This window comes from Vibrio limimangrovi (genome assembly GCF_054064025.1).
The window spans coordinates 130,167-153,396 of the sequence record NZ_JBSUGF010000009.1 but is presented as its reverse complement, the minus strand read 5'-3'; the positions used below and the strand labels follow the sequence as shown (position 1 = coordinate 153,396).

Here is a 23,230-nt window from a genome sequence, read left to right as displayed (position 1 = left end):
ACAAAACAAGTCAAAACATGGATTATGACGAGCAGCTGATTTCCATTTTCTTACCCCATTCCGGTGGTAATTTTGCGTACTCTTCTAAATCAGGTTGAGAGTCATATGGTCGACGCAGCAGTGTCGCTAAACGGTGAACTTCACTAAAGTCCCCTTCTTCCGCTTTATCAATGGCCAACTGCGCCAGATAATTGCGAAGAATGTATTTAGGGTTAACACTGCGCATTTGCTCACAACGTTGTTCTGGGGTGATACGTCGGCCCAGTTCATCGACTTCCAACTCGCATCGTGCCAGATACAGATCCAGCCAGATTCGAGCAGCGTCGCGATCAATAAACAGGTCAATCACCTCTTGCAAAGACTTTTTGTCTAAATCAGAAAGTGACCTAAAGAAACGCGTATAGTCCGTTTTGTTTTGGTTGAGTAGCTCAAACATGGATTCAAACAAACGGGCGTCTTCATCTATTCTGGTTTTTAAGCCAAGCTTGCTGCGCATCAAAAGACTAAATTGCTGGCTTAAACGCACTTCAAACTGACCCAGTGCGGATTCTAAATCTGCACGCTCCACCAGCGGAGACAAAGAGTGCGCCAGTGCGGAAAGATTCCATAACGCAACTCGCGGTTGCTGATCAAACGCATAGCGACCCTGATAGTCCGAGTGGTTACAGATATAGCCAGGGTCATAGTCATCGAGGAAGCCGAACGGTCCGTAATCAAAAGTTTGGCCAAGGATCGACATGTTGTCGGTGTTCATCACCCCGTGAGCGAAGCCAAAAGCTTGCCACTTTGCGATCATATCTGCTGTATTTTCTACGATAGCGGCAAACATCGCAGCGTAAGGCTTCTCTGCTTGTGAACATTCAGGGAAGTGCCACTCAATCACTTTATCGGCAAGTAACTTTTGTTCCGCAAGCTGGTTGGTATAAAAGAAGTGTTCAAAGTGACCAAACCGGATATGAGTTTCAGACATACGAATTAACATCGCGCCGTTTTCGGTTTTCTCACGATACACCGGTGTATCACTTACCATCATACCCAGCGCTCGGGTTGTCGGTATCCCAAGCCCTTGCATGGCCTCGCTACACAGGTACTCACGAATAGTAGAACGCAGCACTGCTCTGCCGTCACCCATTCGCGAATACGGTGTCAGCCCTGCACCTTTTAAGTGGATATCAAACCAGGAACCATCCTGTCGTTGGATTTCAGCCAGCAACAATCCACGACCATCGCCCAGATCCGGGTTGTAAACACCAAACTGGTGGCCTGCATATTTCATCGCTAATGGACGAAACTGATCAAAACTGACTTGGCCAGAAAAGATCTTTAACAACTCTTCATCAGGTGTAGATGGCAAACCAAACTGCTGAGCAAAATCACTATTCCATGCCACCCACTGAGTATTCAGCAAGGGTTGTGGCTTTACGAAAGTAAAAAACGCCGAAGGAAGTTGGCTGTAACGATGGGTGAAATTGACCCCTTGCCAAAATGACATATTGGGTTCCTTATCTATAAGACTAACTACTGTTCAGTATACGTCCGAACTCCGTTCCCATTCAGCCATAAATTCAACGCGGGTATTTACTGCTTCTGTACATCAGAGACAAATAAACTAACCGAAAAAAGAAATGCCGTTCGTTTAACAACAAACGGCATTGTTTCGTCTCCCGTCATCCTGAACAGCGACGAAGGAGCGTGATTCAGGATCTAGTTTCCGAGTACTTTATGGCCAAAGTTATTTCATTAACTGCTCAGTGCGCTGCTATTAGATTCCTAGTCTCGCTAGGACTCGCTGGAATGACGCAGATAAAAATCGTTAAACAATTGGCATTACTCAATACGAGTGGCTGACATTTAGATCGAGTTTTGTATTAGTGACGGCGTCGCCAACCTAACAGCGCAAGTAACATGAGTGACCAGTAAGAGACACTGCCACCACCTGAGCTTTTTTCCTTCTTAGTATTCGGTGCTGCGACTTTTACGTTCACTTCACCTTTCGCTGTCGCCCCGTTGCCATCTGAAATCACGTACTCCAACTTCACATTGTCGACTTCGCTGTCCGGCGCTTGATAAGTAATCTTGCCATTTTCAATCTGCGCCGAACCGATACCTGAGACGTTTTCCACACTCTGAACGATAAGCTTATCGCCGTTCATATCGGTATCATTCGCTACCACGTCAATCACAATGCTTTCATTTACCGCAACCGCCACCACATCAGCAGTGGTTGTCGGAGCACTGTTTTGTACTTCTACATTAACTGATGCGCGAGCGACCGCTGCACTTGTATCCGTAACCATCAGTTGGAAAGTGAATACTTCCCCAGCTTTAGAACCTTTAGGAATCGCGAAACTGGTTGTAACGCCACTTGCATTGCTAAGTGATACCGAACTTCCTGCCGTCTGTTCCCATTGGTAGCTTAAAGCATCACCATCCGGATCACTGCTATTGGATGCCGATAAAGAGACATGACTCCCTACGGTTAACTCGGCACCTAGCACATCAACGACTGCATTGGGCGCGCTATTGGTGCCGATCACTTCTATAGAAACATTGACCGAGGACGACACGAGCGTACCATCTGCCGACACCAGACGGTATTGGAAGCTGTCAGAACCGACAAAATTTGTATCAGGCTGGTAGTGGTTATCTGCGATAGAGCCATGATTTGGATGTTGAACAATCTCGACCTCAAACTGATACCCTGTAGAAACGAAGTCGTTAGACATCAAGTTCAGAGTCAACGCAGTGTTCTTATCTGTCTGATACGTATCCGCTCTTGCTTCAACAATAGGTGTATTTTCGTTGTCCAGCAATGCGGCAAACGCAACCGATGAAAAGCTCGATTTAAGCAACCCTGCAGAGTATTTGTCACTGACATTTCCAACCCACATAACAGGCTGTGTTGGTCGTTCCATTTCCAGTAAACGGCCAAAATTGAAACTTGCTTCGAATACTCCCCCTTCAATTTCAACCACAATGATATGCTGACCCGCATTTAACTGCGATGCTTGCGGGAACAAAACTCGTGAAGATTTCTGGAACGTACCTTGTTGCAATAATTCGGCGTCTTTTTCATTCAGTACCAAACTAAACTCATGATTACCCTGATTCGGGAATCGCCACACTCGATAGGTCATTTCACGGTGTTGTGAATCTTTCTCAGCATTAAGCTGTAACCCGTCCAATTCGGTGTCTCGGCTTAAATCAATCAGCACTGCCAGTGCGTCATTGTTACTGGAGAAAACGAATTCCTGATAAAACGAATTTAACCATGCAGACTTATTCGCATCATTTGGTTTGGTGAGTAAAAAGCTGCCGCCATTTGTACTGCTGGCAATATCTGAAATTGAAACATCAGTATCGAACCCCGTAATCACATTCAACCCTGGATTAGAGAAATCAGAAATAGAGGAACCACCATTAGGGTATAAATCGCCCTGATCGCTTTGATAGCCCTTTTCAAGTTCTCCAAGGCCATCCGCCTGCATCACTTGAACTTGCATATCCTCAAACCCATTGAACTCATTGAGAATGTTTACAGACATCGCCAGTACACCTTCAGCAGCCAAAGCTTGGTCATAATCTCTAAAGGTTCGATTTTCCAGATAAACTCGTGGGCCATATTCTTTGAGGTATGGATCTAGGTAGACCAGCTTGACTTCATCATGCGCTAATGCATGAGGCGTGTTGCTTTCGTGCGCAATAGTTGGTACCACGAAGCCCGCCGCATGTTTACTCCATGCACTCAGATTGACAGGCGTTTCACCTGGATAGGAATCGCCTGGTTTCATCTCCCATGAACCGCCCCCCATAACGCCCCAAGTACCGATTGAGGCATCACTGAATCTGGCGTAAAGATCGGGTAAACCGAGCATTAAATGGCCTAACTCATGAACGATCACCCCTAAAGTAGATTGATGTTCCATCTGAAAATCGGCAAAGACGCAATAATCTTTAATCATCACACCATCAAGTTGCACTTCCTCATGAGCATACTTATGAGGCCAGATTGCAGGTCTATCCAGATGCCCGGTAGAACGGTCACCACCGGCAAACACAAACATGACCGATAACTCTGTCGCATCAACAGTGCCATTTTGGTCATGATCGTAACTTGCCAACTCTATGTATGGGTCAAGCTTGCGATATGCTTCTGTGAACACGCGGTTCATACTTGCTTCACACAGGCTATCGTTAGCACTGACATGACAGTCCGGATGACGCAGCGGCACGGAGACATCAATGACGCCGTCGTTTACAGTGCCATAGCTTTCAATCGCCGGAACAACCTGATACTGCCCCTGTGAGTTTTTATCATAATAATCGACAACACTTTGCCCATGTTGACCAAACACTCGTTGCTCAAAATCATGCTTCATTACCTCGTCGGTAAACGAAACTTGTACCACAAGTAATGGTTGCTGTGTGACTTCAGAGCGGCTCAATGCCTGAGACCCCATAACTGAGCGTAATAGGTTCTTTCGCGCCTTGGGTTCTACGGTACGTAAAGGTTCTATGGTGCGTAAAGAAGATAAAGTAGGTTGAACATAAAAATCAGGCCGGAATTTCGCAGAGCCAGGCGCCACAGAAGCCTGGGTTTTCTCTATGCCCGTAGAGATCAGTTCAGGAGACTCTGATTCACTCTGAATCTGCGCAAAGAACCAGGTTCCGTTTTCCTTAACAAGTGCATTACCTTGTCTGTCTTCGAACCAGTGAAAATCTGCGGATCCTCGTAAAATCGCTTCGCTTGAAGTTCCATCGGTTAACGAAATTTCGTGCCAAATAGGTAATGGCGGTGTAGTAGCCATGCTCTTTCCTGCGACTAAAGCAGATAACATGGTTAACGCAAGTAGGTTGAATTTCAAAATACGGCTCCATCTTCTCAATTCGCTTACATCTCTCACATCAACGCCTGCAACAAGATTTCAGACCAAGAAATCAATGTTGAGTAAATCAATCAGACAGTTAACATAATTTTTCTGAATGGATGCTATAGGAAGGAGAAAATAAAGGCATGAATGTTCACACTTTAAGAGGCGATTTTGCGTGACATTCCACGTATTTCAGGTTTATTAGAATGTCGCTGCACGCGAAGCAGCGACAAATGTAAGATACTGATATTTATACTTATAAATCAACCTGTCAGAACCGTATCTTCTGGGTACTTAATCAACGTGGGTTCTGGACGAGCTAACATGTAAGCGAGGGTAAGTGGACCGATACGGCCAATGATCATCACTACGATCATGATGTATTTGCCGGGCTCAGATAACTCAGCCGTGAGGCCCGCCGTTAAACCTACTGTCGCGAAGGCAGAAATCGTTTCAAACATCACTTTATCAAAAGTCGCATTTTCTGTGAGCATCAGAAGGAACATCGCCGTGGTGAGTATGGCGCCGCTCACAACGATAATCGCGAGCGATTTTGTCACCGTTGGCCAGTTAACTGTTCGCCTGAATATCACTAAATGTTTCTTTTGACGTAAAAAAGTCCAGGTTGCTAAAAAAGCCACGGTAAAGGTTGAAACCTTGATCCCGCCACCAGTCGAGGTAGAACCTGCACCGATAAGCATAAGAACGATCATGATCAGAAGTGCTGGCTGGGTAAACAGTGACAAATCAACACTATTAAAACCAGCAGTACGAGCACTGGCAGACTGGAAAAATGCCGCAAGCCATTGAGCACACAAAGGTAATGTTTCCATCGTGTTGGGATTACTTCTTTCTAACAGCCAAAACAGTATGGTGCCCACTAACAACAGAACGGGTGTGGCAATCAACATTATTTTGGTATGGAGATGCAACGCGTTAAACCCCTTGCGCGAGTTTAACCACATATCCCCAACCACAGTGAACCCCAAGCCACCAAAAATAAACAGGCTCGAAAGGGTTAAAATCACCGTAGGGTCGTTAACGAACCCCATCATGCTATCCGAAAACAACGAAAACCCCGCATTGTTAAATGCCGAGATCGAATGAAATAACGCATAGAACATTCCGCTCTGCCAGCCCATTTCCGGCACCCAACGAAATGAGAGAATAATGAAACCAATAGCCTCTGCGGCTAACGCAAAAACCATGATCTTTTTAATAAGATTGCGCAGATTGACATGACCATCCTGACCGAGCGCCTCTTTAGCTAACGCTTGCTGGCGCAGGCTCAAACGCATCCCGAACATGTAGAGCAACACAGCCGATAATGTCATTTGCCCTAAACCGCCGATTTGCATCAGGCACATCAACAGGATTTTGCCCGCTAAGGTAAAATGTTGCCCCGTATCGACAACACCAAGACCAGTCACACTGATCGCCGATGTAGCGGTAAACAACGCGTCGGTGATTGATAAGCCACTTACAGAGAAAACAGGCAGAGTGAGCAGTATCGCAGATGGCAATAGCACACCGAGAAAACTCAGTAAGATAATGCGTGGCTCACTGCCCTTCTGTTTGGCTCGTTCTCGTTCTGGGACGTAAAAAACGCCTTTCTGATGAAAATGTATCATAGTGATTTCAGTGTACGAGCGAGTTTTTCTTGCGGGCCAACCACAATAATGAGGTCACCAATTTCTAAGGTAACGTCCATGCTTGGGGCTTTCGTGATTTCCGGACCTCGTTTAAAGCCAAGCACTTGCACACCTTCAACCTTACACAATGACAATTCACCCAGTGTTTTTCCCATCCAATGAGATCCAATTACAACCTCGGTCATCGCTAAATCACTTCCAAGGGGATGGAAATCCAGAACACGCCTGTCGAGCATTTTTCGAGCGACACGAACTCCCATATCACGCTCCGGCATAATGACGTGGTCAGCACCAATCTTTTGCAGAACCCGGGCCTGAAATCTATCGTTAGCCTTTACCCAAATCGACCGCACTCCGGCTTCTTTTACAATCAGAGTCGCCAGAATACTGGCATTCACATCGGTACCAATAGCAATCATCACCATATCGTAATCATCGAGTTTCAGCTCAGCGACAGTCTCTTCATGAGTACAGTTAGCTACGATGGCCTGACTGACAAATCCAGCGACTTCTCTTACTTTTTCTTCATCAATATCTACCGCTAATACTTGAGAGCCCGCATCTTGCAGCTCTTTACAGACAGCCAAACCAAACCGACCAAGACCGATTACAGCAAATTGCTTATCACCTTTTTTCATTTATGCCTCTTCTATGCATTGAGTAGCAATTGCGAAAGTCTGCGCCTATTGCCCACCTTGCGCAAACCTGACGACCGGAAATTGACAAAATCCTTATTTATAAGACGACGCCATAAGTGTTAAGCGTATGACATGATTTGCTTTTTTTCACCATTAGTCATAACAAAAGCGATTTATTTTTACATAACAAAAAGCAAAGAAGCCGCATCGAAATGCAGCTTCTTAACAGTGAGATTGGATTTACTTAGAGTCAGTCTTCTGACGTGTGATCTCGTCGAGGACGTTGATCTTGCGGCTTGCGTTTGTTCTTCGGCACGTAATTTAGAATTGAAATTGGCACTGGCTTTCTCGGTGCGAATCCTTCAATTTCAACACGCTCAAGCAGATGACCAAGACGGCTTTCAATCATGCACAAGTTTTTAAAATCGTCCTTCGATACCAATGAGATCGCTTCACCTTGCGCGCCAGCACGGCCGGTACGTCCAATTCGGTGTACATATTCATCTGCCGGAAACGGTAAATCGTAGTTAATCACCACTGGTAGGTTGTCGATATCAATACCACGTGCTGCTACACCTGTCGCGACCAGGTACTGAATTTCACCCGCTTTGAATTGCTCAATCAGTTCCTGACGAACACGCTGATTACGTCCGCTGTGGAACGCTTCTGCAATAATGCCACGCTTCTCCAACTGGCTGACGAGCTTAGCCGCACCGTGTTTGGTTTCGATAAAGATCAGCACTTGTGACCAGTTATTCTCTTTTAGCATGTGGCTTAGCAAAGACGACTTCATGTCTTTATCTACCGTCGTAATCCACTGCTTAATGTTTGACTTGGAGGCACTGTGTTTTGCGATAGTAATCTCTTCCGGATCGATGACCGCATTCTTGGCAAGGTCACGTACTGGATTCGATAAGGTCGCGGAGAAGAGCAGACTTTGCACGTCCTCAGGCATACAGTCGACTATTTTTTCTATCGCATCAATGAAGCCCATGTCCAACATTTTGTCTGCTTCATCTAACACCAGCATTTCCACTTCATCAAAATGGATAGCACGTTGACCATATAGGTCAATCAGACGACCTGGTGTACTGACAACGATATCGACCCCTTCGATCAGAGCTTGCTTTTGCGGCGCGTAATCGACACCACCAAATATCGCCATAGAGCGTAGTGGCAGATTCTTACCATACGCTTCAATGCTTTGGTGGACCTGCATCGCCAGTTCACGCGTTGGCGTAAGAATAATGGCTCGCGCACGCTTTTTACGTTGAGTTTCACCCTGACTAAGCTTTTCTAAGATTGGCAATACGAAGCTGGCGGTTTTACCTGTGCCAGTTTGCGCAGCGGCGATCAAATTACGCCCGCGCAGAACAATCGGAATGGCTTTTTGCTGAATAGAAGTCGGTTTTTCATAACCTAGCGCCGTAACTGCGTCAGTGATCGGTGCGCTTAAACCAAGCTTAGAAAATGGCATAGAAACGTCTCAAAGGAGGAAATGGCCGCGTAGTGTATCAGAAACTTTGTTAGGTAACAGAATGATTAATCAGCACAGCTACGCCTAACCGCCTATCCTGTAAATAAAACATTAACTTAGCAGAAGATGGGGATTTATTCGCTGACTCACATCTACGAATAGAGAATGTCGCTATGCTACTAATGTGTGTAGGACTGGAAAGCTTCATGGATATTTTATTGCTGGTAGGATTAATCGGTTTAATCACTCTTAACGGTGTCTTTGCGATGTCGGAAATAGCGCTGGTTGCCGCTAAAACCAGCCGCTTGAAAATGATGGCTGAAGAGAGCAAACGCGCCGCCCTCGCATTAGAGTTAAAAAATAATCCGACCCAGTTTTTATCAACAATTCAAATCGGCATCACTGTGATTGGGCTGTTAAGCGGTATTTTTGGTGAAGCCACACTTTCTGTCCCATTTGGTCACTGGTTAGTCAGCCAAGGGGCAGACAAAGAGATCGCAACCGTTATCTCCACGTTTAGCATTGTATTGCTGATCACTTACTTCGCGATTGTAGTAGGCGAATTGGTACCCAAACGTATTGCGCAGAATAACGCGGAAATCATTGCTATCAATGCGGCTTACCCTATTCACTGGTTAGCCTCATTAACCCGGCCATTTGTCTTTCTTCTGACCTTTACTACCGATACCTTGCTTAAAGTCCTGAGACAGAACGAGAGCAAGAGTGAAGTTGTCACCGAAGAGGATATTGTCGCCGTCATCAGTGAAGGCTCGGAGTCCGGTGCGATTGAACCTCAGGAGCAATTGATGATCCGCAATCTTCTCCACCTCAATGATCGCCTTGCACTGTCATTAATGACGCCACGCTCAGATATTCAATATCTCGATGCCTTATTGCCCATTGATGAGATCCTGAAAAACCTTCGTCAAACCCAACACTCCGTATGGCCAGTATGTAATGGTAGCCTGGAAAATATCATTGGTACCGTTTCTTCAAAGATGTTGCTGGATGAATATGACAAGCTATCGATTGACCGGCTTACCAAGCAGCTAAAACGGCCACGCTTTGTCCCAGAGTCGATGAAAGGTCTTCCTCTACTGAACTACATGCAGCAAACCAGTTCCGAAATGGCGTTCATTGTTGATGAATATGGTGATGTGCAAGGATTAGTGACGTTCTATGACTTACTCAAATCCATCGCTGGAGAATTGGGGATGGAGCCAGAACATCTTTGGGCAAAACAACAAAAAGATGGCAGTTGGCTGCTGGACGCGTTAATTCCCTTAAATGAACTTAAGTACAAACTCGAATTAACCAATATTGAGGGGGAAGAGAATGAAGGCTTTCAAACGTTAAATGGCTTCCTCACTTGGTTTATCGGCCGCGTACCGGCTCAAGGAGAAATCATTGAGTATCAGAACTGGCGTTTTGAAGTTCTGCACGTGAAGAGCAACCGCATCATGCAGGTTAAAGCGTCCCAACAAGAGCCAGCCGAAACACCAGAAAATACAGTTCCCTAAAGTATTCACTGTCTTTATATCTATTTTTTTGAATGAATGAGTCTCGCCAACTTTAGTGAACAACTGTATAAATAACAATAATTATCAATTGCATTGTAGATTAAGTTTGAAATGAGCTGTGTTTTGAATTGCAACAGTCTTAAAAACATTAGGTTAGATACAATTCTTGAACCTTCGTGCCGCCACTTAGAAACGGTCGGACCAACGATTCAGTTTATAAAAGCCACTCCGGAGATGTACGCCAGAGTAGGCTTACCTTTGGAAGAGAAATACATTCAGAACGCGGTAAAGCAACGCCAGAGAGAATTCCGAGCCGGACGCCACGCTGCACGTGCTGCAATCAAAAAACAGATGCCAGGCAAAATCTTTGTGGATCGCACACCAATTTTGGTCGGCACATCACGAGAGCCCATTTTCCCAGATCAGATTAGCGGCAGCATCAGCCACACCAACACACTTTGTTTGGTTGCCTGTGCACTTAAAAATGAAGTACCAAGTATCGGTATTGATATTGAGAACAATCAAAAGCTCGACAATCACCTATTGCCGACAGTTTACACCCCAGATGAACAGGCCCGATTAAAGGAATCAGACACCATACCTAACATTCTGATATTCAGCATCAAAGAGAGTGTATTTAAATGCCTGTTCCCGTACGTAAAGGTGTATTTTGACTTTCTTGATGCCGAGATTACCTTACAACCAGAAACAGCAAGTAGCGGACAGTTTCAGTTTGAGTTGATTGGAGATAACCGAAGCGATCTCCAATCCAAACTGCCAGACATAACGTTTCATGGCCACTACTGCTTTACTGAACAAACTGTTTTCTCGCTGTGCTTTTTTACCTAGTGCTGAACTGATATTTATCGCTCAATAACCTTTTTAATTACCATTCTCTGCCGCTCATTGACTAAAGGTAATCTTTGCTTAAGGCGTGCTTTCCACATCGGTGGAACTTCAACGCCAGCCGCATCCAGTTGCCTGTTCTGTGGGCCTAAAAACCAGTAGGCATCGACCAACTGAGCAACCGATATTTCTGCGTAAGGGTTCACCGTGGGTTTGTTAGGAAGCAAATCGACGAAGGACTTCTGGCTAAGCATTGGTTGTTGGGTGGAATAAATGCCATATTCGGTATTGCCCTGCTCAAGCGTCGTCGACAACATATGTGGCCAGACCGAAACGTAGCTCTCACCAAATCGCTGCGTAGCCAACTCCCCAAACGGCTTATGGCGTATCAAACCAAAAGCTGGAGAGCGCTTGAGAATGTGTCTCGCGCCTATCAACGCAACCACACCTTGCGCACAACTGTTCTTTACCCTGCCTATGCCTTCGACCAGAGCCTGATCGCGCTCGGCATTAAGCTGGGCAAGCTGAGACGGATGATTAATCTCATGCCAATTAAACGAAGGCTCAGTCAGTACGACTTCGATAGGCGTCTTACGAGATGTATTTACCTGTTTCAATCGTCGGAAAAACTCACCATAACAAGGATGCATCCATGCAGGGAAAGCGATGGAATCGAGCCAGACAGCCGCCAGATCATCCTCAGGAATGTCCTTTCCTCCCAAATAATCGCTTAACAACGCCTGATGCCCGGCATTGCCGAACTCAACAAACAAATGCGTCAACACACCATCCAGTTCCGGAGCGAGCAATATCTGCGTCATTTGCTGAAAAAGATCCGCATACCAGTGCGCCTCACCAATGGCCAAAACCGCACCAGACTCCAGCTTGTCCTTAAAGAAAGTCAGAGGGGAAATCATCCCCTCCCACTTAATAGCTGGTACCAATGAATTACCAGAATCAAACATCGAATTTCGCCTTGAACTCTTCCACCATACGGGTTCCAATCAGGCGCAACATGTCAGGTCGCATCATATCCCGGTGGATACAATTAACGTCCACGACATTGATCTCGCCATCCATGTAATTAAACCAGCCGTTACGATCTAAGAATAATTCTTCTGGCGGCTTTTCAGCATTGAAGAACAGCATATCGCCCTGATACCGATAATCGACTTTATCGCGAACGCGATGGTTATTGTTGATCACCACTTCGATCATCGCGGATATGGTCTCAGAACTCAGATGAGCCATTGATGATCCCGCATCTTGTAGGATGTCGATAACTTCTGGCTTGGTAATGCTGCTATGCGCTGATTCATCAAACTCAACGCCCGCCATTCGAATCAATGCCCCCAGAGCTTGCTCTTCTCCTGGTGGATTCATGGTTTGCCACTGTTCAGTAGGGTAGGAATCAAGCAGAGTAAGTAAACCGACTTCCTGCCCCTGCTGCTGCAGGATACCCGCCATCAAGTGCGCAATCATGCCACCAATAGACCAGCCAAGCAGATGGTAAGGCCCGAAAGGTTGTTCTTCGCGAATCGCGGCAACGTAGTCTTCTGCCATTTCCATCATATTTTTAGGCAAAGGTGCTGAAGGGTCACCAAGGTTACGAGCCTGCACACCATATAGAGGGATATTAGATGGGATAATTGGTGTTAACGCAGCATAACACCAGCTTAAACCACCAGCAGGGTGAACACAGAATATCGCCGCCTTGCCCTCTCGCTTACGCAGTGGCAATAGCATATCAAGTGCTTCGTCACTTTCACTGCCATTCAGTTTGGCTGCAATTCCGGCAACGGTCGGAGATTCAAACACAGCAGCCAGTGAAAGTTCAATTCCCATGATCTCTTTCACATGTGCAATAAGCTGCGCCGCGAGCAAAGAGTGTCCGCCAAGCTCAAAGAAGTTGTCTTCAACGCCTACCGCAGGCAGCTCAAGTAACTGACAGAACAACTTACATAAACGCTCTTCAACTAAGTTACTCGGCCCTTTTGTGCCAACCTGACCGGATAAATCTGGTTTTGGCAGAGCATTACGGTCGAGCTTGCCGTTTGGCGTCAGAGGAAACGCATCTAGCTCAACAAAATAGCTCGGTATCATGTATACCGGCAGTGGATCAACGAGATATTTCTGCAGCTTAGTTACATCTATAGATTGCTCAGCTTCTTCTGCAATCACGTAAGCCACAAGACGTTTATCACCATCGCTGTATTCCTGCGCCAATACCGCAACTTGTGCCACATCTGGATGGCTGGTTAAGGCATTTTCGATCTCTTCCAGCTCTATACGGAAACCACGGATCTTGACCTGAAAATCACTGCGTCCACAATACTCAATTGCGCCATCATCACGCCAACGAGCCAGATCGCCAGATAAATACATTCGGCTTCCTTTGGGACCAAATGGATTATCAATGAATCGTTCTGCCGTCAGTTCTGGTTGACCATGGTACCCAAGCGCTAACTGACGACCTGCAATATAAAGATGGCCGACAACGCCCGGAGGAACCGGATTAAGTGCATCATCCAAGATGTAGATTTGAGTATTCCAAACCGGGCGACCAATTGGTGTCGAACGGCCTTGCGTATTGGCTTCACTTGGCCAGTATGTCACATCGACTGCTGCTTCGGTTGGACCATATAAGTTGTGCAACGGCGCATTAAAGGATTGGTAATATTGATTCACCAACTCAATTGGCAACGCTTCGCCACTACAAAATACCTGACGCAAACTTTGGCATAACTGGGCATCTGCTTGTTGAACAAAAATCTGTAGCATTGACGGAACGAAATGCAATGTGGTGATCTTTTGACTATGAATGAGTTCCTGCAAATACACTGGGTCTTTGTGCCCGTCTGGTTTCGCCACCACTAAACAAGAACCGACGATCATTGGCCAGAAGAATTCCCACACTGACACATCAAATCCTGCAGGTGTTTTTTGTAACACGCGGTCATTGGCATCAATCGGGTATTGGTCGTGCATCCATAGCAATCGATTCACTATCGCCTCATGACTGACCACCACTCCTTTGGGCTTGCCAGTCGAGCCTGATGTGTAAATCATATAAGCTGGCGCATGTGGCTCAGGCTGGACTTGTGGTGGCAACGGCTCAACAGTCTTATAGATAGTTGGTAGCGTCTCATCATTAACAAGCTTTATCTCTACCTCTTGCGGTAACTTGGATTGTAATGCCGAAGTCGAGAACACAAACTTAGGTGCAGAAGATTCCAACATGTAATGAATGCGGCCTTCCGGGTAGTCTGGGTCAATTGGCACATATACCGCGCCAGCAGCAAGAATCGCTTGTTGTACGACAATTAACTCTTCACTTCTCGGTACGCAAACTGCAATGCGGTCCCCCGCTTCAACACCCTGCGCAAGCAACCAGTTCATCAAAGAGTAGACTTTTCGCCCTAACTGCTCATAAGTAAGTTTTTGCTCTTCAAAAATCAGTGCTGTCGCATTTGGCGTCAAGATACGTTGTCTCGCCATCAAGGCAGACAGGGTGGTTTCCGGCACCGGATGAGCGGTATCATTCCAGATATTGAGCACTTTTTCTCTTTCACCAGAAAGCAAAATGCTGACATCACTAACCTTGCACTGAGTGCCACCTTGCTCGCGAGCTGTAGTAAAGAAGTCACTCATAAAATGGAATAAGCGCTGCTGATGCTCTTGAATATCACGCTCTGAATACAGCTCTGGGTTGGCATCCATGTCAACATGCAACTCTCCGTCTAGCTCGTAACAGTAAAGCGAGATATCGTCGACTGGGCCTGCCGAAAGGTTATGTGCCTTTGAGTTTAGCTCACCAAATTTGTGCTCATACTCAAACGGCATGATGTTCACCAGCGGGCCAAACAGGTTACGGTTGTCTTTGACTAGGTTAAGTTCACGGTGTAACTCTTCATAGCGATAACCCTGGTGACGACGCACAGAAGAGAACTCTTGGTTCACCTGTCTGACCAGCGTTTTAATATCCAGCCCATCATCAAAGCTGACTCGTACCGGCAGAATGTTCACCCGCATTGCTGGCGTTTGAATCGCCACTGAACCAAGACGCCCCATAAGTGGCACGCCAAGCACCACTTCTTTAGAGCGCGTCATGCGATGAACATAAGCGGCAATAGAAGCGATCAGCACACTGTACCAGTGAGTGCGGCACTGCTTCGCAAGTAACTCCATCTTCTGGAAGTCACTCACCGGCATGACGCCTTTAAGACGCAAGAAATGATCAGAAGTCACGGTTGGCTGACCGGCTAGGTTAACCGTGTCCGAATGGTCTGCGTAACGCTGCAAGTAAAACGCACGATCGTTTTGATATTTCTCTGAGGCTTTGTAGTTGTTGTCTTCTGTAAGCATTGCTAGCTGATCAACAAACTCAACCTTATCAAACGGTTCGCCTTTAATAAGCTGGCTGTAAATATACGCAACTCGAGAAATGAGCAGTGACATACTGTAACCATCGATTGCGATATGGTGCAGTGACAGGAACCAGGCAAATTTGTCCTCTTCAAGCTTAAGCAAAGCCATAGCAAACAATGGCCCCTGCTCTAAATTAACCGGCTCTTTAAGTTGTACTTTCATCCAGTCAATGGCGGCATTCAGAGGCGCTGACTCAGAAGTGAAGTCTAAGCGATCCACTTGCCAGCCTTGTCGCTCAATCACCATGCGCGGCCCTTCGGTGGTTGTGACAAACTTAGTGTGCAACGAGTCGACTTCATCAAGCGCACTTTTGACCGCTTCGACAAAACAAGGCTCGTCTACCTTGCCATCAATAAGCAGATATTCACCGGTTTTGTAAATTGGGTTTTCTGGATCCCGAAGTTGAGCAAACCAAATCCCTGCCTGAGCATCTGTTAGCGGAAGCAATTGCTCCGCCTTATAAGGTAAATCGTACATTTCCGTTCCTTTGCTACTTGTCCTTGCGGGTGCTATGCGCACTTCTTCTCGATCAATTGCCACCAGTGCGCCAAACAAGGCTGAGCGGCAAGCTCCATAAAGCTCACATCAAACCCCGCTTGCTGCCAGTCACCGACCAGAGACATAATTCGAACCGAATCAAGGCCAAAATCCAGCAAGCTATCTTCCGGTTCGATTTCTTCGGCAGAGACGTCGAGCAAAGCCGCCAGTTGCTGAGCCAACTCTTGCTCAGATTGAGGAATCACCTGTGCACTTGGCATGCCACTGACTTGGCTCAGTAGCTGGTGTTTATCCAAGACATAGCCACATCTTCCCGCAACATAATTGAGCGCCATGTCATGGTCACTCTCGGAAAAGTCAGCCACGGCATCAGAAACCATAAACGCCTGAATATCGGTCATGAAAGCTTCGGCAGCGGTCTGTAAACAACCAATGTGTGCGTAAACACCGACAATAATCAGTTGGTCACGCCTAGTTTCATCCATCATGGATTTAAGCGGCGTGCGCTGGAATGCACTGTAGCGCCATTTGGTATAAACGATGTCTTGTTCGGTTGGCGCAAGAGCCGGCAGAATTTTTGTGATGGTATCATCAGCTTTTAGACCCGGCCCCCAGAAGTCCGTCAACAGAGCGCGTTCTTCCTGACGCTGATCGCCAGGTTGCGCGGTATATACCACTGGAATGCCCGCTTCAATACAGGCTTGTTTGATCTGTTGAATGTTCTGCGTCAACGTTTGAATCAGCTCGCTATCCAAATCGTAAAAGTTCAGAAAATACTGCTGCATATCGTGGATCAGTAATACGGCTCGCTCTGGATCTACCGACCAGGATACGCGGTTTTGAGGGATCGCTTTAGATAACGGATAACCCGCAATAGCTGGAATTGCCATGAGGCATTTCTCCTAAAATTCGTAGATAAAAGTCAGGTTTGGTTGAGTGGGTTAAACCAGCTCAAGGAGCTTATTTTTGTTGATTTTTCCGACAGGGGTTTTCGGTAGTACATCAACGAAAATTACACGGTCTGGGATCTTAAATTCGGCCAATCCTCGATTTCTCAGGAAGCGCTTTATTTCGATCGGTTTCGGTTTATCTTCAAGACAAACCAAGGCGGCGCAACTGCGCTCTCCCAGATAGTCATCCGGTATCGCAATCACAGCAGCATCATGCACGGCTTCATGAGCCAGAAGATGATTCTCTACCTCTTGCGCTGCTATCTTCTCTCCGCCACGGTTGATCTGTTCTTTATCGCGACCGACGACTTGCAGGTTGCCTTCTTTGGTTAACACCACCACATCACCAGTTCGGTAATAGCCCCCCGCAATAAAGGAACGTTGATTGTGCTCCGGAGCATGGTAGTATCCGCGAATGGTGTACGGACCCCGAGCGCACAACATGCCAGCCGTACCCTGAGGTACAGGTTCGCCCATGTCGTTCACGACTAAGATCTCGTCAGCCGGTGACATCGGGCGGCCTTGCGTGGACACAATGATGGAGTCTGGATCGTCCAACCTTGTGTAGTTCACAAGCCCTTCCGCCATACCGAATACCTGTTGCAACGTGCAGTTTAATGTCGGTTTGACACGTTTCGCAGCCGCTTCACTAAAGCGCGCACCACCGACCTGAAGCACTTGTAACGAGCTGATGTCATATTGGGTCCGAGGCGCTTCATCTAGCCACAACAACGCCAAAGGTGGCACCAAAGCAGCAACGGTAATACGATGTTGTTCAATCAAGTGGAATGCAGTCTGTGGACTCGGATCAGGTGAAAGCACCACCGTTCCACCAGCCATAAAACACCCCAAAGCCCCCGGAGAGCTCAACGGAAAATTGTGCGCAGCAGGCAAGACACACAAGTATCGTGTTTGAGGTGAAAACTGACAAACGTCATTACTGGCTCGAACGCTGTAGAGATAGTCCCTATGCGTACGTGGGATCAACTTAGGCGTGCCAGTTGTGCCACCGGATAACTGGAAGAAAGCAAAGTCTTGTTCAGTTTCCGGCTTGCATGCTGAATTCGATAAGAAAAGCGAATCCAGATCAACGCTACCCGTCGGCTTTAAGCTCTTGTCACCCGCCCAGACAAGCGTCTCCAGAGTCGGCAGTTCATCTGAGATTTTCTGCGCGATATCGGCGGTATCGACACCCATTTGTGGTGCAGTGATCAACGCTTTTGCCTCGGTAAAATGACAAAAGTATCGAATCTCATATTCTCGGTGTGCGGGCAATGCCAAAACTGGCTGAACACCAATTTTCAGAAGCGCAAAGAAACTCAGGTAAAACGCTCCGATATTAGGCAGGTGCAGTACCGCTTTATCGCCAGCCTGTAATTTCAATTTTTGCTGGAAGCCCGCGGCTAAGCTATCAACTTGTTCGGACAATACACGGTAAGTCCATTGTTGGTCGCCGGACACAAGCGCAATCTGCTCTGGATAATTCTTGGTACTGGTTTCGAGCATCTCCGGAATGGTTTGCTGCGTCCAATAGCCAGCTTCTTGGTACTGCCGAGCTATTTCCTCTGGCCAAGGTGTAAATCCATATACTTTCATTTTAGGAAGCATCACACGACCACCTCCATATTTTCCTGAACCTCAATCCCAAGCGCGTTCAGTACGGTGCGCATTTTGTTGCCCGTTTCTTCTAATTCACTTTGCGGATCAGAGCCACTGACGATTCCGGCTCCGGCATACACTCGTAGGCGTTGTTTTTCTACTTCTGCACAGCGAATCACAACAACCCACTCTCCGTTGCCACGAGCATCTACCCAACCGACTAAGCCAGTAAAGTAACCGCGATCAAAAGGTTCCACTTTACCGATGAAGTCGTAAGCCTGAACTGTGGGATAGCCACATACCGCAGGCGTTGGGTGAAGCGCACTGGCAAGCTTGAGGACACTGGTGGTGGACTCTGAAATCGTTCCTTCAATTCGGGTTGAAAGGTGCAGCATGGCTTTCGTTTCGATAACAGATGGCACCATTGGCACATAAAGATTGTGACACCAAGGCTGCAGTGCTTTCTCAACTGCATCCACAACGACAGCATGCTCATGAAGGTCTTTACTGCTCTCCATCATCAGCTCGCCTTGTTGCTGATTCATCGTCTCGTTGTCACTACGCCTGCGCGAACCTGCTAATGGATTTGAGCACACGTGAGGCCCTTTGCGGGAGACCAGAAGCTCAGGGCTTGATCCCATCAAATACGTGTCACCACTTTCTCCACCCAATCGGGTTGAGAAGGTATAGCCGCCCGGGTTTTGCTTTAGAAGCATTTTAAGGAATCGCGCTCTGTCTATTTCTTGCTCCGTGTCGACTTGCATCGTGCGGGAAAGGACAACCTTTTCCAAGTCCACATCCTTTCGAGAACAAGAACTCGCTGCCTGCTCAACACTATGCATGTATTCGTCAGGTGTTGGAATGGGCTGAATAGAAGTTGGAAAACACTGATTAGAACCATCCAGATCGACCACTTTATCCGGTCGAATCGGTGATGTCGTACACAGACGTTCAGGCACGATGAAATGGACTGGGTTGTGCTCAGAAAACGGAATAACACCAACGGCTATAGGATTATCGTTTTCGTCTTTCTTAACCGATTCAATTAATTGGCTGATACAAGTGTCTAATTCTGAAAACCTGACTTGTTGGGAAAATTCTGCAGCAATGCCTTGTGTAAGTAACGTCACAGTGGGTGAGCTGAAGAAAAACGAAGCGTCATCCGTATGTGCGTTGAGAAACTCTGTGAGCATAGTGCTGCTCCCCATTGAGTTACGAAGCATAATCATCTCTCAAACTGTATTTAACATGGGATTACAAATGAGAATCCCTCTCAATTGAAAGGTAAGAGTACACACACTGTTACAATTGATCAAATGCATTTAATAACCATTATCATTCACACTTTTACAAATTAGAGATTTGTTCCATTTCAGTGAGCAAAGAAAAGCGTTTAGAAGTAGAGATTCTAGATAGAAGAAGGAAATAAAAATGGCTGAAGCAGTCACCGCTCAGCCATTTTATGTAAGGACGATTTATGTAAGTACTATATTTTTAAGAACGATATTTTTAAGAACGATAGCTTAGCTCTAGCCCTTGTTGCTAAAGCCATACTGTTCATCACTCAGTTCACGAAGCTCATTAAAGTTCTGCTGCATTTTGCCTCCGATGATATCAACGCGTCGTTGCATCTCTTCAACCCATTCTCGATCAGCTATCACGTCACGGGGCAAGACCATTGTTCGCTCGTTCTCACCCAGATAAAGAAACGCATCAAAAAGCTCACCAACCTGTGCATCCATATCGTCCATCGCAGCCAATTTGTAGCGAGCTTTTGGCAGTATGTCGATCAATCTAAGTCTTTGCATTGGCCCTTGTTGCACCTCCAGTAAAGCTGGTGTTTTCACTTTGTTGAAGGTCTTTACCACTTCTGGGTCAGTCATAGGCCAAATCAAATAAGTACTGCCTGGGAAGGCTTGCTGTAAACGCGTTGCCAGCGGCCAGTCTGTCTGCTGCGTTTTCTGAACATATTCTTTCGGTGCATTTACCAAGTGAAACGCGCCAAAAATCATCAGGGCTTTTTCATTGTTTTTGATTCTCTCAGCTGCAACTTGATAGAAATGGTCAGTCTTATGCGTTGCTGCTTGCTTCCAGACCTTTACATCTTGCAGTTCTTCCCAATCAAAAGGGGCTTCCGCTAGATGAACACGGATTTTCTTACTGTCTGGCAGATCTTGATTACGCTTTTTTATCGTCCTGAAAAAGTCGCGGTACTCATCTGGCATCCATGCCATAAAGTAAAGAGAACCTCTGAGGACAGAGTTCAATTGTTCTTCACTCACATCTCCGCCCGCCAAATAGTCATCTAAAACAGATTGATACTTGGCATTACCAAACTCTACAACAATGTGGCTCACCTGCTCAGAGAATTCTGGTTTAGAAACCAGCTCAGTAGCATATCGAACAAATGCGTCGTTCCAGTGATAGTCTCCTATCGCAACTAAGTTATGCGTTGCAAATGCCTGCATAATGGCATCATCTGCCTGTTTCGCCTGTTCAACGACTTGCGCCACTTTCTGCTGTGGCAAATCCACTTTGGTATAGTGAGGAAAATACTCACAGCCAGCTAAACTCACCAACCCTACGCTTAACAGCCACGGCTTTATTTTTCGCCCTAATTTACTCATAACCTAACCAATTCCTAGTTAACAAGGTGACAACGATAACAAAAATAATTATCATTTGCATAAATTGAATTTGATATCTGTATCACGAAAAGGATGTTTATATGAGTGAAAAACTCTCAGAATTCAGCGACAAGCTGTGCCTGGTGACCGGGGCTGGTCAAGGGATTGGTCTCGCATGCGCGAAAAGTTTATTAGCGCAAGGGGCACATGTGATTGCCAGTGATGTGACTGAAAAGTCATTAATGAACCTGACACAGTCTCTTCCTAAAGAGCAGCAACAACGCATTACGCTGCTGGCTTTTGATTTGACTGATACTCAAGCAATCCAATCTGCCTGCCAACGATTAGAGAATAACAAACTTATCCCTGAATACGTTGCAAGTTGTGCAGGTACCTTGCACCTCGACTCTATTTTTGACCTGTCGTTAGAAGCACTAAACACAACTCTCGATGTGAACCTCAAAGGCACTCTTCTATTAACCCAACAAATCGCCAAGCTGCTAGTCAAAAACGGGAAAAGAGGCTCAATCGTAGCCGTAGGTTCAAATGCCGCCGACACACCAAGAAGCAATATGTCAGCTTACTGCACATCCAAAGCCGGGCTTCACATGTGGATGCAGTGTTTGGGATTAGAACTGGCGGAACATGGTATTCGCTGTAATATTGTCAGTCCGGGTTCAACCAGAACTCCTATGCAGGAACAGATGTGGAATGAGTCTTATGGGGAAAGAGAAACGATTCGCGGCAACCTGAAATCTCACCGTCTTGGCATCCCGCTGAATAAAATCGCCGAAACCCAAGACATCACGAATGCGATCGAGTTTCTACTCAGCGACAAATCAGGCCACATTACCATGCATGATTTGCGAGTCGACGGCGGCGCTACTTTCTAGCCTCATAAACGACAAAGCCCCGACAACTCATCGAGCTATCGGGGCTTTTGAAAAATGGCACGCCCTATTGGATTCGAACCAATGACCACATCCTTAGAAGGGACGTGCTCTATCCAGCTGAGCTAAGGGCGCGCTACAGGGAAAGGATTATACGAGTTAAAATGGGTAAATCAACGGCTTTTAGTAACATTCTGATCTGAATGCCTAAAAAAAGGACACTGAAGGATTAGATGCTCAAAAACACCTCAGGGCAAACGTTTGCGTATGGATGTTAAAAAGAAATTCTGCGACAATGCGCGGCAGATTTATTTGCCTTCTAAATTTATAAAGGAAAGTCATGACTGCTCAAAATATAGATGGGACTCTCATTTCCCAAACGGTTCGTTCTGAAGTTGCAGCACGTGTAAAAGCTCGCGTTGAAGCTGGATTACGTGCACCTGGTCTAGCAGTTGTTCTCGTTGGGGAAGACCCTGCTTCTCAGGTTTATGTTGGCAGTAAGCGCCGCGCTTGTGAAGAAGTGGGTTTTGTTTCCAAGTCTTTTGACCTTCCTGCATCAACAACAGAAGAAGAGTTGCTAGCGCTTGTCGATCAATTAAATAATGACAATGAAATTGACGGTATTTTGGTTCAGCTTCCTCTTCCTGCTGGTATTGATAGCACACACGTGCTCGAGCGAATTGACCCAGAAAAAGATGTTGATGGCTTCCACCCTTACAACGTTGGTCGTCTTGCTCAGCGTATCCCTAAGCTCCGCTCTTGTACGCCAAAAGGCATCATTACTCTGCTTGATCGTTACAACATCGCACTACGTGGTAAACACGCCGTTGTTGTAGGCGCGTCAAACATCGTTGGTCGCCCGATGACGCTTGAGTTACTGCTGGCAGGCTGTACCACCACGACTTGTCACCGCTTCACTAAAGACTTAGAGAGCTACGTTCGTCAAGCGGACATCGTTATCGTCGCAGTAGGTAAACCAAACTTCATTCCTGGAGAATGGATCAAGAAAGGCGCAGTGGTTGTCGATGTAGGTATCAACCGTCTGGACTCCGGCAAGCTGGTTGGTGACGTGGAATACGATAAAGCACGTGAAAGCGCGAGCTTCATTACTCCAGTACCTGGAGGCGTTGGCCCAATGACTGTAGCTAGCCTGATTGAAAATACGATGCTGGCTTGTGAACAGTTCCATACCGACAAGTAATTAACGGCTTTTAGATTCGAAAAAGGCTCCTGA

The 23,230-nt window shown here is 46.4% G+C and carries 15 protein-coding genes and 1 tRNA gene; 4 read left to right on the top strand and 12 right to left on the bottom strand.

The window, feature by feature from the left end:
- Positions 1-22 precede the first annotated feature (22 nt).
- The 5 genes from ACWYU8_RS14270 to ACWYU8_RS14250 form a co-directional block, all read right to left on the bottom strand.
- Positions 23-1,492, bottom strand: a complete 1,470-nt coding sequence (locus ACWYU8_RS14270) for a protein adenylyltransferase SelO (protein WP_457520319.1) — start codon at positions 1,490-1,492, stop codon at positions 23-25.
- A gap of 376 nt (positions 1,493-1,868) precedes the next feature.
- Entirely contained in the window at positions 1,869-4,865 is a 2,997-nt protein-coding gene (locus ACWYU8_RS14265) for a M6 family metalloprotease domain-containing protein (protein WP_457520318.1), read from the bottom strand.
- A gap of 269 nt (positions 4,866-5,134) precedes the next feature.
- Positions 5,135-6,502: a TrkH family potassium uptake protein gene (locus ACWYU8_RS14260; protein WP_457520317.1), complete on the bottom strand. Its 1,368-nt coding sequence runs from the start codon at positions 6,500-6,502 to the stop codon at positions 5,135-5,137.
- Positions 6,499-7,161, bottom strand: coding sequence for a potassium channel family protein (locus tag ACWYU8_RS14255; RefSeq protein WP_457520316.1), 663 nt, complete (start codon positions 7,159-7,161; stop codon positions 6,499-6,501). Before ACWYU8_RS14255 ends, ACWYU8_RS14260 begins: the two co-directional genes overlap by 4 nt.
- Before the next feature lie 250 nt (positions 7,162-7,411).
- Complete coding sequence (locus tag ACWYU8_RS14250; protein ID WP_457520315.1) at positions 7,412-8,638, bottom strand: DEAD/DEAH box helicase; 1,227 nt, start codon at positions 8,636-8,638, stop codon at positions 7,412-7,414.
- Between the two features lie 173 nt (positions 8,639-8,811).
- On the opposite strand from ACWYU8_RS14250, the gene ACWYU8_RS14245 reads away from it, so the two are divergent.
- Together ACWYU8_RS14245 and ACWYU8_RS14240 are read left to right on the top strand one after the other, a co-directional pair.
- On the top strand, positions 8,812-10,158 hold the full coding sequence (locus ACWYU8_RS14245; RefSeq protein ID WP_457520314.1) for a hemolysin family protein: 1,347 nt from the start codon (positions 8,812-8,814) through the stop codon (positions 10,156-10,158).
- A gap of 123 nt (positions 10,159-10,281) precedes the next feature.
- Complete coding sequence (locus tag ACWYU8_RS14240) at positions 10,282-11,007, top strand: 4'-phosphopantetheinyl transferase family protein (RefSeq protein ID WP_457520313.1); 726 nt, start codon at positions 10,282-10,284, stop codon at positions 11,005-11,007.
- A 14-nt stretch (positions 11,008-11,021) separates the two neighbouring features.
- On the opposite strand, the gene ACWYU8_RS14235 is transcribed toward ACWYU8_RS14240, so the two are convergent.
- The 6 genes from ACWYU8_RS14235 to ACWYU8_RS14210 form a co-directional block, all read right to left on the bottom strand.
- On the bottom strand, positions 11,022-11,969 hold the full coding sequence (locus ACWYU8_RS14235; protein WP_457520312.1) for a hypothetical protein: 948 nt from the start codon (positions 11,967-11,969) through the stop codon (positions 11,022-11,024).
- Positions 11,962-15,909 (bottom strand): amino acid adenylation domain-containing protein, encoded by a 3,948-nt coding sequence (locus ACWYU8_RS14230; protein ID WP_457520311.1) that lies wholly within the window; start codon positions 15,907-15,909, stop codon positions 11,962-11,964. The genes ACWYU8_RS14235 and ACWYU8_RS14230 overlap by 8 nt, the downstream gene beginning before the upstream one ends.
- 32 nt (positions 15,910-15,941) lie before the next feature.
- Entirely contained in the window at positions 15,942-16,820 is an 879-nt protein-coding gene (locus ACWYU8_RS14225) for an isochorismatase family protein (RefSeq protein ID WP_457520310.1), read from the bottom strand.
- A gap of 51 nt (positions 16,821-16,871) precedes the next feature.
- Positions 16,872-18,488, bottom strand: coding sequence for a (2,3-dihydroxybenzoyl)adenylate synthase (locus tag ACWYU8_RS14220; protein WP_457520355.1), 1,617 nt, complete (start codon positions 18,486-18,488; stop codon positions 16,872-16,874).
- On the bottom strand, positions 18,488-19,672 hold the full coding sequence (locus ACWYU8_RS14215; RefSeq protein ID WP_457520309.1) for an isochorismate synthase: 1,185 nt from the start codon (positions 19,670-19,672) through the stop codon (positions 18,488-18,490). Before ACWYU8_RS14215 ends, ACWYU8_RS14220 begins: the two co-directional genes overlap by 1 nt.
- Before the next feature lie 336 nt (positions 19,673-20,008).
- Positions 20,009-21,106, bottom strand: coding sequence for a hypothetical protein (locus ACWYU8_RS14210; RefSeq protein WP_457520308.1), 1,098 nt, complete (start codon positions 21,104-21,106; stop codon positions 20,009-20,011).
- A gap of 101 nt (positions 21,107-21,207) precedes the next feature.
- Here ACWYU8_RS14210 and ACWYU8_RS14205 point away from each other — a divergent pair, with 101 nt between their 5' ends.
- Positions 21,208-21,999: a 2,3-dihydro-2,3-dihydroxybenzoate dehydrogenase gene (locus ACWYU8_RS14205; protein ID WP_457520307.1), complete on the top strand. Its 792-nt coding sequence runs from the start codon at positions 21,208-21,210 to the stop codon at positions 21,997-21,999.
- A gap of 55 nt (positions 22,000-22,054) precedes the next feature.
- Here the strand turns inward: ACWYU8_RS14205 and ACWYU8_RS14200 are convergent.
- Positions 22,055-22,131 (bottom strand) — tRNA-Arg (locus tag ACWYU8_RS14200).
- Positions 22,132-22,336: 205 nt separating this feature from the next.
- Between ACWYU8_RS14200 and folD the strand changes: the two genes are divergently transcribed.
- Positions 22,337-23,197, top strand: coding sequence for a bifunctional methylenetetrahydrofolate dehydrogenase/methenyltetrahydrofolate cyclohydrolase FolD (gene folD, locus ACWYU8_RS14195; protein WP_444494225.1), 861 nt, complete (start codon positions 22,337-22,339; stop codon positions 23,195-23,197).
- Positions 23,198-23,230 lie beyond the last annotated feature (33 nt).